The sequence below is a fragment of the Acinetobacter higginsii genome, assembly GCF_000369525.1.
GTDB lineage: Bacteria > Pseudomonadota > Gammaproteobacteria > Pseudomonadales > Moraxellaceae > Acinetobacter > Acinetobacter higginsii.
On sequence record NZ_KB850070.1, the window covers coordinates 433,471 to 447,802 of the forward strand.

Below are 14,332 nucleotides of genomic sequence, written 5' to 3' on the forward strand. Positions count from 1 at the left end.
AATAGGATCTAATCAGCCAATAAAGTACCTCATTACCGATCAACTGGCACAGCTCATAACTCCATTATTTTGTGGCTTAATAGCCATAACTAAATATAAGACACAATATTATGGATTTAAAACTCAGAAAACCTGAAGAAGTTGTTGCGTTATTATGTGAGAGGCTTCGTAAAGAACGACTTTATCTAGAAATAACTCAAGCAGACGTTGCTGGTATTGGTGTGAATACAGTATCTAATCTGGAAGCTGGTCGAAATGTTTCATTTGAAAATTTAGTACGCATTAACTACCAGCTCAGCCGAATCATCTATTGCATCAACTTGATACCCTCTACTTTTGAAATCCAAAGTGTCATCACCCGACCCACAGCCCAAGTCCAAGTCCAAAATCTTTACTTGTGTAGGGAAATACTTAAAAAATGGTTCGTACAAACTCTGCATGTCAACTCGGTATGTACTATCAAAAAAATTTGAGCATTGTTATTGTAATAATCAACTATACTCATCCCTACTGTATTCATTGTAATCTGCTATGTGAACATCATAATAGAAACATGATATTTTTTGCCAACTCACAAATATAGCTAACTAATAGTGAGTATCTAATCGAGGAGGAAAATTTGAAACTTTCAATAATAAATAAACTTTAAAAACAAGGAAAAAATGATACCTCCTGCCATATTCAAAAACTCTAAATATACGTGAATATTGCTGTATTATTTTTATTCAATAGCACACATGGATCTGACATCTGAACTACTTTTGAAGTTTCCAGCAACACAGATAAGTACTCTAAAAAATTTCAAAAAAAGCAGAATCACCATTCATCCACAAGCGTATGGTTTCAACTTATGCTACTTAAATATGTTTAAAAATCTCACTGCAGATTTAGATATTTCTAATCGCATAAAAGAACTCCATGTGTGGAAAACTTCAGAATTTGATGACTACTCCATTTTCAATAATATTAACTTATATCTTAGCTATTTAAAGCAAGATATTAATGAAGTCACTTTAATTATTCATCATCAACAATCTTTTTCAGAGGATGAGTTAGCATTTCTGATGGAGTTATGCAGTCGTGAATTTATTCAATTCATCAAATCTACAAAATTTGATATTCGTTCGTTAAATCCACGAAAAACATTGCATTTAATTAACACACATCTTTCACGTCAAACACTATTGACCCTTAACAAAGAATCATCTTTAAAGCCACATCATCAAATGAGTCTGGAACTGCTAGCACAACTACTTTCATGTTCTCGAAATCAACTGAATCAGCGTACTAAAAATATCAAACAACAGCGTACACATATTTTTAATGAATTATCACTCAACAGCAGATGTGTAAAAGAACTCGTTGATCACTCTGATAGTTGTATAAGTACAGAAAAAATTTGGAGATCATAATGTTGAATGATCTAAATGAACATATTAATTTACCTATCATTTCGCTCCAAAAAACAATTGAAAAATTATTTGGTGATGAGCGATTTGAACGTGCACAACACATCAACTTTGTAATTAAACTATTGTCTTTGCAACAGGCTGACAACTTTTTAGATGGTCTCAATCTCGATTACTTTAACGTCGATGTAAAATTTCAGTCAAATCTGCCCAAACCTTCAGTAATCTCTTTTTCTAAAAAAGTTAAGATCAGCAATCTACCGATCACTTCATATATCAATTCAGTTGCGCAATTATCTGACTCACAAACTCATGCGCAACATTGGAATATTCTAGTTTTAAAAGCGGCAATTTATTTAATTGCTCTTCCTGAGCTTAAACCAGAGCTTTTTAAACAAGCACACACAGAACACTTCAATACCGTAAAGCGCTTATTCCAGCGCTTTAGGACTGCAAATAAAAATTTAGATACTGAAAAAAAATATCAAAATACAGAAGAGTATCAACGTCTCTGGAGTACCTATCTTCAAGATCCAACACAGAGCTTAGAACAATTTATTCAACATCTGATCACATTAGATACGGATGAATTGCCTGAGTTTGATCGCAATCTACTCAATGATATTCGCATTACTTTTAACTACGTTTTAAAAAACAAAGCGAAGATTGCACGTGCAAGTATCGATACACAGCTTCAACATCAGTTTCTTGATGAAGAACAATTCATTGAAGAAAGTATCGAAATCAAAAAAGGGGCTAAATCTAAAGCACTGAATATAGAAACCTTAATTGATGAGCCGATTAATCGGCAAATTGTTGTCAATCCAACTGACGTCACACCACTCGCAGCACATTCAGAAACGAGTCAAAGCTATGTTCTACCGCTTGTTGCAAAACATATTCAACGCAAAGAACATTTACTCACGTCGAGTAGTTTTTTTCCGAATCCATCTAGCGTGAACCATCTCCTGAAAAGACTTCATGTGGACTACTCTGAACATCAAAATAAAAGTGCTTTGATCCTGATGCTCGCATTTTTAACAGGCAACAGTGTGAATGAGTGGCTATATATACAAAGCAAGCGAGCTAAAAACTTAAATAACCGCCAAAAATTGATCCATAAAAATGATCAGTTCTTCTTAAGCAGTAAATTTAATGTATTTGAGAACCGTGATTTTGAGTATTCAAAAAGCTTGCTTAATCAGACGATCTATTTAGACATTCCAATCCCGAATCTATTCATTGAGGATCTCCGCAAAATGGATTCGGTTAGTTTCGATGATATACAGCAATATTTACGCAAATTAAGACAAGAATTATTGATTCCAAAACTGTCTGTCGTAAAAGTGAGTTCTCTACTGCATCATATGGTTCTTGCAAAAACAGGGAATAAACAACTCGCAGATTTAATCACAGGGATTGATGCCAATCAGTCATCATCTGTTTCTTATTGTCATCAGAATATTCCACGATTACATGCACAATATGTTGATATTCTAAAATCACTTTGTGCAGATGTAGCAAGCACATATGAAAGTTGTGTACCTTCGCTCCCTGCTTCAATAATTCATTTTGGTAGTCGTAAAGCTCCAAAACCACAGGTCATTACAGAGATTTTTGCTGTATTGAAATTTAATATTTTTTCACAAGCTGAAGACGATCTGATTGCTATATACAACCACTACAACATATGGATGTGGCATATCCTCCTTCTTTTTACAGCAGCACGCCCCGTTGCTGAATTCCCTGGATTTCTTAAAAACTTTAATTTAAAACGCCAAATTTTGATGGTTTCTGACAAAGAAGTAGGCGGCCGCAATGGATTCGGACGTCTAATCCCACTTTGTTCATTTTTAGTTGAAGAGATAAAAAAATTCCTTAAATTTTTAGAATATTTTTCGACTCAAATCATGATGAGTCATCCAGCTTTAAATGATGTTATACAACAAATAGAAGCAAGTAAGCTGCCCTTTTTGGGAATCATCCAAGATGATGAGTGGAAACCACTAAGTCCTTCTACAGTCAAAAATTTCCATCCTGAATTAGGACTTGATCATGCAAATTGGCATCGCCATACAGCTCGTGCATTTTTGACTCATAAAATTACCGAACCTGAGATTTTAGCTCTCTTTGGACATGAGCTCATGCAACAAGAAGCAGCACATCCTTTTTCCAGTTTATCACTATCTCAATTTTCTAAAATTGCGAATGTTTTAGAGCAAATGAAAGATCAATTTAAAATTAGCGGGATTGAAGTTCATGTCATCATTCAATAAAAAAATCCCAAAAAAACGCTATGCTGAAGATAGACGTCAACTTCAACGTAATGAATTAGAAAAGAACCTACGAGCTGATGCAGAACAAGAGCTCCGACAGTACTTTGATGAGCAAAAATTCTCAAATGAAGACTTAATTCAAGCTTATCCTGCAATTTATGAGTTTATTAAACGTAAAGCACCGAATCTTGCCTGGAAAAAATATGCTCATGAATTCTTCCGAACATATATCGAAGACCTCAATAAAAGTAATAACCTAGACCTCCCACTACCTTATCTCACCTTTGAGATGAAACGCGATGAACCAATTTTCACCCTAGATTGGATCCAAGCCGGTCATGAAATTGACATCATCCTCGAAAAACTGTGGGATTACTGGATTCTTGCTCAAGATAGTTCCGCTTTTTCTGATGATGAAATTATTGGGAATATTCTGCTTTGCTCAATGTTATACGGTGGATTAAATCAAATAGCTTCATTAAATGCTTTGCTCGAACATTTAAAAAACCCTGAAAAAATCCAAAAAATTTTCGATTTTAATATCATCTTTTTAGAGCCACTTTCTCCAAGCTATGGCGATCTATTTGTTGATGAAAAAACAATTCGAAAATCACGTAATTTTATCCCAGATCAACTCACACGACTCTGGCTCATTCACTTCAATACAAGACAAATTCGTGACATCAGTCTAGACGTGAATGCGTATCTGCATCTCATTTTTCAAAAAATAAAACATCCATACACCAACAAGACTTTTAAGTTTTTACGTGACTACGCCAATTTTAATTGGCTACAACTGCAGAATGCAGATGTTGATCCTGCCCTTTCACAATGTTTGTTAGAAAACACTCTCACGTGTGGTTTATCAGAACATGAGTTTGAAAACTTTGCATTCCCAAAATTTAAAACTCAATTAAGTGCTGAAATCGAACGAAATGTCTCTTCTACAGCCAAAGTCCTACCAGATCTCAATACGTCTGAAGCAGTAGAAAATGTGATATTTATTCATAAAAACTTGCTGAAAATTATGCGCACATCAACGGACCAAGGCACTGCTAAACTCATTATTGATTTTTGCCTGCGTCACCAAGAGCAGTTTAATGAGTTTTCTAAACGTATTATTTTGTGGCTCATCAGTCTCTATCGACCAAGTTCAGAGCAAATAAAAAAATTATCAGCCACCTTTGATTTTGATACAACTCAGTACACGAAGGCATTTCAAGACAATCAAAAACTCGCAGATAGTTCAATCTATACATATTACACCCGGATCGCAGAACCGTTTTTAACTCATGCCTTACAATACATCGATGCCGACGATGACATTAATGATCTGCTGAACAAAATCTATCAACAAATCATTAGCAATACACGACTTGCTGATGAAGTAGATCAACCTGAGTTTAAAAAATCTAAAGACCAAACAATCCACATGTTGAAACGCTTTCATACCTTTCAACAAATTGTTTTTCAAGCAGAAGATTTCGAACTTGAATTTATTGCATCGCAAAGTCGACCACGGGCACGCATCATAGGTCACACAGCCTTCCAGGTCATATTAAAGAAGTTAAATCAGCTCTTACATAACCAATCCATCTCAGACCATCACTATAAATTATTAAAAATCATTTATATTTTGGCTTACCGTACTGGTATGCGTATTAACGAAATACTCGGGTTACGTGTAAAAGATATCGAGGGTTTAAATCAATTTTCTATCTGGGTTCAACCTTATGGTTCAAAAAAACAAGGGAATCAACATCTGCTCAAAACGGATAGTGCGGAACGGATTGTGCCTGCATACGCTTTGCTAAAAGATGATGAGTACCAATTCTTTAGCGATTTTGTTGTTGAAAAACGCTTAGAAAATAAGAAAAGTTTATATTTATTCAGCAACTTGAATGAAAATAAAAAACTGAATAAACACACTGTCACCGCACCCCTAAAACTGATATTAAATCAGGTCTTTAAAGGGCATCATTACTCCTTTCACTCTTTTCGTCACACTACAGCGAATCATTTATCGCTTTTACTGAACTCTGAATATGCACCACTTGTGCAAAAGCTAACTGACTATAGCGAAAACGAATATCAAAAAATTCGAGCCGAGCTACTTCAAAATCAACATGGACAAAACCATTGGTTTGTTATCGCCCATCTCTTAGGACATATAGAGCCAGTTGAAACATTCAAAAGCTATATTCATTTAAGTTATCTCATAGCTGGTCAAAAACTACTAAAACATCATCCAGATATGCCTAATGAATTGGCTAAAAAAATTATGGGCCACAATGCAACGTTTAAAAATTTGCAAATAACAAATGATGAAAAAGACTTTAATTTTGAAAAAAACCAGGCCGTTCTAGCAACTATATTATTAAACGATCAAACAAAATGGCTTCAAAGTAATGCTACTGACATTTTAGATGAACTGTCGTTACAAATAGATCAATCCCATGATTTTTTTGCTTTCTTTGTTGGAACAGAAGATTCTAAAATTTCACTTCAACGCTTCTATGAAACGCTCAATATATTGGAGACTACTAACGATCCTAAAAGTGCAGCTCAACGTATGTGCTTACCAGAAGAGCTTGTCAATTATTGGTATGAAAATGCCCTAAATTTAGCAAACATTAAATCAAAAAAAGGGAATCCCCGTTTATTTAGTATTGATAGCTCAACCCACTTAAAACCAGCAATGCTTGATAGCGCTGAAGAGCTTCATGCAGTGACTTATTTTTTTGAACATCTACAGAAAATAGCTCGTAAAAAACCAACACAAATTGCATACGTCCTGAATGTATTTTTAAATCGAGTGACTGCTTCACATACCGGTATCCATTATCGCTGGAAGGATATCGATCAACTCGAACATTTTTACTCCCAAGTTAAGGCTTTATTTCCCCATCAATTTTGGCATTTACTTGGACAAGACTTGGTACAATTGTTAGATAAAAAGAAACAACCTTTATTAGTAAAGCTGGCTAAATCGAGCACAACAGATCATCCTACGACTCAAGAGGAATTTCCTCGTCTACAACTCTACTCAGTAAAAGATGGTCATGCTCTTGCTGCATTTAAATTTTGCTTACATCTAGCTTGTATTGGCAGACCTCGATCTCTTGAACTGCAAGTTGAAGGTCTAAAAATCACTACATGCGGTTAAATAATTTAACCGTTGCTTCCTTATCTAAAGCCACATTTAATATATCTTTAGCAAAAATTGGATATCTAAGAAACAATAAGAAAATAGTATAAATTCTATGTATCAGTAACCTCTGAAACAGAGATCAGTTATGCGTAAAACATCAGAAAAAATTGCAAAACAAAAAAGGTATTGGCTAAATCTGTTTTATCAGCTGCAAAATAACTTAGTTTGACACAGGACCAGCTTGCTATCGTTCTCAATTTAGATTCAGTGGAAACTTTAAATTCGCTTGAGTTAGATCCCGATTCAAGTCAGGGAGAACTCGCAATTATTTTAATTCGTATTGCGATATCATTAGATGCTCTAACAGGTGGAGAGGCTAAATGGATGCAACATTTTATGAATGTTACCCAATAAATTGTTGAGTGGTATTCCAATAGAACAGATTCAGAACCCTCAGGGATTGACCTCTGTTTTACAATTGGTGGAAGGGCTTCAGGCTAAACTTTAAGATAAGCAAAGTATTACAGAAAAATTTGAAAGTGATAGTCCTCTCCAATAATTCAAATGCGAGGTATAAGAATCCCCTCTTCTTCTCAAGATGTATATGTCTGGCCTAATTCCGTCAATAATACAGTCAGCAAAGCTGAATGGGCTTGATCCGTATGCCTATTTAAGTGATGTGCTGAAAAGGTTGCCCACACATAAAGTGACCCAAATAGAAGAATTACTGCCACACCGCTGGAAACCTGAATCGAATTAAAAAATAGCTATGGGGTTCAGCGGACGCTTACGTATTAGATTCCTTTAGATTTTAAATATCTAATTGGACTTCTTTAATCTAATAGGATCTAATCAGCCCATAAATCACCTCATTACCGATTAACGAGCAAAGTTAATAACTCCATTATTTTGTGGTTTAATACATATATATAGACATAAGATACAATATTATGGATTTAAAATTCAAAAAACCTGAAGAGGTTGTTACTTCATTATGTGAAAGGCTTCGCAAAGAACGACTTTATCTGGAAATGACTCAGGCAGACGTCGCTACACGTGCTGGTGTTAGTGTGAATACAGTATCTAATCTGGAAGCTGGTCGAAATGTTTCATTTGAAAATTTAGTACGTGTTGCCATGGTATTAGGCCGATTAAAAGAATTAGAGGAACTCTTTAAACCTCATTTAAACAGTGTAAATGACATTCTCCGCTATGAGAGCAATACGGCTCGCCAACGTATCAAAAGGAAATAAGTCCATGCTCAAAAAACTTAATGTTTACTACAATGGATGGGGTGAATATTGGCTTTGGGGTACACTGGTCTCCTCAACCGCAATCACAGGTCGGCCATTAATCGCCTTTGAATACAGTCCAGAAGCGATCAGTAAAGGTTTAGAACTTTCCTCTTACCTACTTCCGTTAAAAGGTGACTCATTAAGAACGAACTTTCCTGCACATCAAATGGGATTGCCAGGTCCTACATATGATGCCTTGCCCGATGGTTGGGGCATGCTTCTTATGGATCGCTTATTTAAAAAAAATGGATTCAATCCTGCGCGGATTGGGCCATTAGAAAGACTCACGTATATTAATACACATGCGATGGGAGCATTATCCTTTGAACCTTCAGCAACTGAGTTCGCATTAACTGAAAATATCCCACTGATTAAACTCGCTCAAGAAGTTCAGGAAGTTCTCAAAGGAGAAGGTGCAGAATTTTTACAGCATTTATTAATTATGGGTGGATCTCCACAAGGTGCAAGGCCAAAAGCGCTCATCTATCGTGATCCTGTCACCAACGAATTCTCAACAGTTAGCTCACATCAACATGAAGCTTGGCTGATCAAATTTCCCGCTCAGCAAGAGCATCCTGAAGTTTGTGCAATTGAAGCTGTTTATGCAGAATGTTTGCGTCATTGTCATATTGATACCCCTGACACTCAATATTTTACTCTTCCGAATGGATTAACCGCATTTGCATCAAAGAGATTTGACCGCCACGATGGCATGCGTATCCCTATGCAAAGTTTAGCGGCCTTCACCGGAGCTGATTTTAAATCACCAGGGAGTTTAGACTACAGTAACTTTCTTCGCGCTGCACACTTTTGCACCAATGATGTTCGCGAAAAAGCAATTGCATTCAAGCGAGCTGTTTTCAATGTAGTCTTCAATAATCGAGATGATCATTGCAAAAACTTTTCATTTCTGATGTCCCAAAATGGGCAATGGAAACTATCCCCTGCCTATGATGTTACTTTCTGTGAAGGGCCAGGTGGATATCATCAAATGGATATCATGGGTGAGGCACTGGATATTCCTCGACAAGCTCTTGTAAAACTTGGTACTCAGGAAGCGGAACTTTCTGCCCAAGAAGTCGATGAAATTATTAGTTCGATTTGTAAGGTTGCAATCCGATTCAGCAATATCGCTCATGATCTATTACCTGGACAAATTCAAGCAGAGACTATCCAAATGATCCAAAATAGGATTGAGCATAATATCAATTTATTGCACTAAATAGCTTTTACAAAGTGAACCGTACCGGGTTTGTCGGAGACCAAACTTTCTGAGATGAGACGCATTGCTTCGCAAGACGTAGCGAAGCGTAGTGATCCGATGAAAAACCTAAATATACCCCTGAAATCAGAGATAGAGCGGTTCAATTATTGATTGAATTTGAAAAAGATTATCCATCGAATTGGGCTGCGATTGCGCCTAAAATTGGTTGCACTCCTGAAACTTTACGAGTTTGGTATCAAAAATATTTAGATCAACAAAATTCAATTAAAGTACAGCAACTTCCATATCAAGAACGTATTAAACAGCCCGAACGTGAAAATAAAGAAGTGCAACGTGCGAATGAAATTCTCCTTAAAGCAGCCACTTTTTTCGCCCAGGTGGAGCTCGAACGCCCACACAAATAATGCTGGATTTCATCCATAACAATAAAGACCTATATGGCGTTGAGGCGATTTTTAAGATTTTTTCCGATCGCAGCTTCTACCTATTAATTTAATTAAAAATGGGGGTATTACCCCTAGATCTAGTTGATGGGAAGCTTCGCTTTGCAAGGGAACATCAAACTAAGCGAGATCTACATGATTTGCATCATGCTGAATAAATTAAAAGAATTTGGAAAGAAAGCTCCGGGCGTTATGGCATTTTAAAAACATCAGACAGCCTATTTAAGAGATTATTTATTGGTCTACTATGATAAGACTAACCCGTTAAGCTAGGTGGCCTAACTTAAATAAAAAAGTCTCCGACAAACCCGGTACAGTTCAGCTGCTTAATGATTAAATCCTTATTCCGTCTGTCTTTACGTATGGTCACTGGCTTTGTGCAAAGTCTGATTAAACTTTGCGAATTAAATTGGATAGCTCCAGATTACACCACGCTTTGTAGAAGACAAAAGCATATTGATATTGTAATCAGCTACCAAAAAAGTAGCGATGGGCTGCATCTACTCATGGACTCTACAGGCATGAAGTTTCTAGGTGAGGGCGAATGGAAATGCAAGAAACATGGACCTGAATATCGTCGCCAATGGCGTAAACTTCATATTGGTATAGATGCTAAAACCCTACAAATACGAGCAGTTCAGCTTACAACCAATAATGTCAGTGATTCACAGGTGCTTGGTGATTTACTTAATCAGATTCCACAAGATGAGCAGATTAACTCTGTTTATACCGATGGAGCTTATGACACCAAGCAATGCCGTCAGGTCATTGCAGATCGGCAAGCGCATGCGGTGATTCCACCTAGAAAAAATGCGAAACAATGGAAAGATACAAAGAGTAGCTCGCTAGAGCGAAATGAATTACTTAGAACAATTAAACGTTTAGGCAGGACACTATGGAAAAAATGGTCAGGCTATCATCGTCGAAGTTTGGTTGAAACTAAGATGCATTGCATCAAATTATTAGGAGATAAACTCAGTGCAAGGAGTTTTGATAGCCAAGTGAATGAGATCCATGCACGTGTAGCAGTCCTTAACAGATTTACGGAATTAGGTCGACCACTTACCCAAGTTACGCCTTAAATTTGGCTCAATTAGGGGCGCTTTGCATTTCAAATCTTTGTGCAACAAAGCCGAGAAAATATGTAAAAAACTAAATATTGAACTTACTCCCCATGGATTGAGGAGATCATATAAAACGTTAGCTATTTGGGCAAAAATCAATGAAGGATCTTTAGCACAGATATCAGGTCATAAACCAAGTGCATTAGTTGAAAGGCACTACATCGTACGACCTATGGATATGCTACAAGAAACACTACAAGAATATGAGGATTGGATTTTACAACAAGTGCGAAATGGCATTAATTGAAATACCTCGACACGGCCTAATGCCAGTCAGTTAAGAAATTGACTGGTATTCTCTTGGGTATTTCTGCGGTTTTCCCTTCACAACCCTAGGGCAACTTCTCGCTCTTCTCTCAGGTAAAATGTATTTCTTGGCTTTTCCAGTAAATTTTCAAAATGCTTGGGTAAATTACCTGCTGAATCCAATGAAGTGAATCTTTAAATATTCAGAATACTAATGGATGCAATATGAAAGCTGATTCTCAGAGGACTAGCTTTTGCCCGTTGAGCCATATATTTCATTTGATACTTTGGATGAAGTACAAGATTATGCAGCAAATTGGCTGTGGCATTACAATCATGAAAGACCACACCAGGCCAACAAAGGAAGGCCTCCTCTAATGGCTGCTTAACCTCTACTCTTAACTTCGGTTATTTATGGGAGGATTACCTAGTTTGTATCTTAATTTGCTTAAACTGCCTTGGTTAAAATCATTTTTACTTTCTAAACCTCTTAATTTTAAGGAAAAAGAGTATATAGTTACTTTATCAGCACAATATACTCCATTAATTCTTATTACCAATTAACATTTACTCGGCGATTTGGTGCTAAACATTCCACAGTTGAAGTAGATTTGGTTTGACCTTCACACTCTTTATAAATTCGGGTTGTTCCATTGGCATCGACTTTAATGTAATTCGGATCAATCCCCAGTTGAGCTAGCAAATAAGCCACGGTATTCGCACGCTGTGCAGATAAAACCTGGTTATAGTTAAAGTTACCCAATTTATCGGCATAACCCGTCACAGTAACCCGCTGGCTGCCGGACTGCTTAATGGCCTCTGCAATTTCTTCCACGCGGCTAAAGTCACGGTTAATCGCAGACTCATCATAACGGTCAAAGGCGAATAGTACGCTAGCTTGTGCAACTTGGGCATTCAGTCCTCCAACAACCAATGCATTTTTATCTACAGGTTGATTGTTGGCACCATATTGCGCCAAGCCCTGACAGGCTTCACCCTTCCAATAATATGCCTTGGCCAAGTAGTCTTTATCAAAGTCGATACGTAACTGGCAGCGTTTGTATTGCTGGGTTTCAGGCACACGGATATCCAATACATAGTTCCATTCACGAACCCCAAACACGCCTTCGCTAAAATGTGGATGGCCCAAAATATAACGAATTTGGTCTTTGGTTAAGCCATTTTCCAGACGCAGTACCTGATCATATTCATAACGGTGAACTTGATCTAGGTAACTTTTTTTCACTTCTGGAAAAGAAACGGACTCATCAGCCATCTGTAAATTAATCTGCTCTTTTGCATGTGTTAGACCACTCAACACACCAGTTAAAAATACACAGCTTACAATTGTTTTTAATAAAGTTTTCATTGTCATCTCAATTCTTGATTAAATTTAAAAAACAAGTGGGAAAGAGCCACCATGCTCTTTCCCCACCATGCATTAATCAATTACACCACTGATACCAACACGTACACTTGGATCACCTGATGAACCGGCAGCAACACCACCAGTCAATGACCAGCGACCGTTATCCGCAGTTTTACGTAAAGTCAAACCAATTGCATTTTCACCGCCATGATAGGCAGCACCTGCCGCATAAGTGTATTTACCTGGAATGTACGGTGCATTTTCTAATGCCATTGCCGCAGCAATACCTGCATTGGCTTTTTTCTCAACATCATCAATACGTTGATTTGTTGAGTAGAATGCTTGTTGTAACTGATCACCCAAATTTGTAATACGGTTACCCAATGCCTGATCGGCCTGATTTAGCGCACCTAATGCATCACCGACATTGTTATAAGAACCACCATTGACTTGATAATTTGGCGCATCAAAACTTTGCGTGATGTTGTTATAGCCAGCACCGCCGCCTAGGTATTGAGACAACTGCCCCATATTCACAGCATCGCTGTTTTGCACGCCATTGCTGACATTACTCACTACTTTACTGCCTGCATCAATACCGGAAGCGGTCACAGATGGACCATTTTTAATGCTCAAGCCACTGCTATCAACAGTGGTATTGCCAGCAACCACCTTATCAGTCGTTACAGTACCTGCATTAATATCCTTCGCTGTAACACTGTTCAGCGTAATATCATCAGCTGTTGACACCGTATAATTAGTACTGCCATCTGCATTTGAATTGCTCACAACTTTGATATTGCTGCCTTCAGTCACAGTCGATTTAGATTGAACTGCGGTTTTGTTTACTGCTGCAATAGCATCGTTAATATTGCTTTGACCTGTACCACCAATATTACTGAGATTTCCATTGGTGTCATAAGCACCAGCACCCATCATGTCGTGAATTTGACCACCATTCACAGCATCTTGAGAATCGGCAGTAATTTTACCGTCAGCAACATTGGTCACTTTTTGTTTGCCCGCATCGATACCATTTTTGGTTACGCTTGGACCACCCGCAATCGTTAAACCATTATTATCAATTTTGGTGTCTCCGGTCGTTACACTACCAGCTGCACCCAAATCAATATCTTTGTTTAAATCGACAGTAATGTTATTGCCCTGATTTGAAACTGTGACATTGCCATCTTTATTACTGAAATCAACAGTATCGTTTGGCTTCACATTGTTTGCTGTACCGCCATTGGTGCTAACATTCCAGCCTTTATTGGCATTATTAGCCACTTGATTGACTGATTTGATTGCATCATCAATAGTACTTTCACCAGTACCACCAATATTCGACATGCTGAGCAGGCCACCGTTATTGGCTGCATTACCGCCTAAAATAGATGCGACATTACTTTGCGCCCGGTTCAGCTGCTCTTCAGTCGCTGCGCGGCCTTGAGATGCAAAATCACCACTTCCAAGTGTCTTATTACTCAAACCAGTCAATGTACCTTTCACTGAATCTAGCACCAGTGTGTTAGTGCCTTTTACAGTCAATTTACCTGCTTCAAGACTACTGCTGCTCAAGGTATTTCCAGTTGCATTCATTTCAGCTACAAATAAACCCGTATTACTTAATGATGCAGATTTTTTTCCATCCTTGTCTTGTGTAATTATGCCTGTTGCACTCAGAATAGATGTATTACCTAATATATCTGTCGATGTCACCCTGTCAAATATCACATCTTTCTTCGTTGCTACAGTGACCTTATTCCCTGCCTGTTCAACCGCAATGTTGTCACC

General features: G+C 37.4%; 7 protein-coding genes and 8 pseudogenes. 12 read left to right on the forward strand and 3 right to left on the reverse strand.

Going from position 1 to position 14,332, the window contains the following annotated elements:
• Window positions 1-110: 110 nt before the first annotated feature.
• Window positions 111-305 (forward strand): annotated as a pseudogene (locus tag F902_RS23095) (helix-turn-helix domain-containing protein); the annotation flags it as partial.
• Here F902_RS23095 and F902_RS23100 read toward each other — a convergent pair.
• Window positions 279-505, reverse strand: a pseudogene (locus tag F902_RS23100) (class I SAM-dependent methyltransferase); the annotation flags it as partial. The pseudogenes F902_RS23095 and F902_RS23100 sit on opposite strands and share 27 nt — an antisense overlap.
• Before the next feature lie 232 nt (window positions 506-737).
• Between F902_RS23100 and F902_RS02580 the strand changes: the two are divergent.
• From F902_RS02580 to F902_RS21985, 11 genes and pseudogenes are all read left to right on the forward strand, one after another.
• Window positions 738-1,412, forward strand: a complete 675-nt coding sequence (locus tag F902_RS02580; RefSeq protein ID WP_005200777.1) for a hypothetical protein — start codon at window positions 738-740, stop codon at window positions 1,410-1,412.
• On the forward strand, window positions 1,412-3,685 hold the full coding sequence (locus tag F902_RS02585; protein ID WP_005200779.1) for a hypothetical protein: 2,274 nt from the start codon (window positions 1,412-1,414) through the stop codon (window positions 3,683-3,685). The genes F902_RS02580 and F902_RS02585 overlap by 1 nt, the downstream gene beginning before the upstream one ends.
• Window positions 3,669-6,851, forward strand: a complete 3,183-nt coding sequence (locus F902_RS02590; RefSeq protein WP_005200780.1) for a tyrosine-type recombinase/integrase — start codon at window positions 3,669-3,671, stop codon at window positions 6,849-6,851. The genes F902_RS02585 and F902_RS02590 overlap by 17 nt, the downstream gene beginning before the upstream one ends.
• Before the next feature lie 130 nt (window positions 6,852-6,981).
• Window positions 6,982-7,344, forward strand: a pseudogene (locus tag F902_RS23030) (MbcA/ParS/Xre antitoxin family protein).
• A 108-nt stretch (window positions 7,345-7,452) separates the two neighbouring features.
• Window positions 7,453-7,596: pseudogene (locus F902_RS21970) on the forward strand (transposase domain-containing protein); the annotation flags it as partial.
• A gap of 190 nt (window positions 7,597-7,786) precedes the next feature.
• The gene (locus F902_RS02600; RefSeq protein ID WP_004681114.1) at window positions 7,787-8,089 is read left to right on the forward strand and encodes a helix-turn-helix transcriptional regulator; all 303 of its coding nucleotides are present in this window, start codon (window positions 7,787-7,789) and stop codon (window positions 8,087-8,089) included.
• 4 nt (window positions 8,090-8,093) lie between these two features.
• Complete coding sequence (locus tag F902_RS02605) at window positions 8,094-9,353, forward strand: type II toxin-antitoxin system HipA family toxin (RefSeq protein WP_004681116.1); 1,260 nt, start codon at window positions 8,094-8,096, stop codon at window positions 9,351-9,353.
• Between the two features lie 125 nt (window positions 9,354-9,478).
• A pseudogene (locus tag F902_RS21975) lies at window positions 9,479-10,038 on the forward strand (transposase); the annotation flags it as partial.
• An 84-nt stretch (window positions 10,039-10,122) separates the two neighbouring features.
• Window positions 10,123-10,881: pseudogene (locus F902_RS02615) on the forward strand (IS5 family transposase); the annotation flags it as partial.
• A 49-nt stretch (window positions 10,882-10,930) separates the two neighbouring features.
• Window positions 10,931-11,170, forward strand: a pseudogene (locus tag F902_RS23035) (integrase); the annotation flags it as partial.
• A gap of 277 nt (window positions 11,171-11,447) precedes the next feature.
• Window positions 11,448-11,558: pseudogene (locus tag F902_RS21985) on the forward strand (integrase core domain-containing protein); the annotation flags it as partial.
• A 164-nt stretch (window positions 11,559-11,722) separates the two neighbouring features.
• Here the strand turns inward: F902_RS21985 and tpgA are convergent.
• Window positions 11,723-12,538 (reverse strand): trimeric autotransporter adhesin/peptidogylcan-associated protein TpgA, encoded by an 816-nt coding sequence (tpgA, locus tag F902_RS02625; protein ID WP_004681119.1) that lies wholly within the window; start codon window positions 12,536-12,538, stop codon window positions 11,723-11,725.
• A 72-nt stretch (window positions 12,539-12,610) separates the two neighbouring features.
• A complete protein-coding gene (locus F902_RS02630) occupies window positions 12,611-14,137 on the reverse strand; it encodes a YadA-like family protein (RefSeq protein ID WP_026057577.1) in 1,527 nt (508 codons plus the stop codon).
• Window positions 14,138-14,332 lie beyond the last annotated feature (195 nt).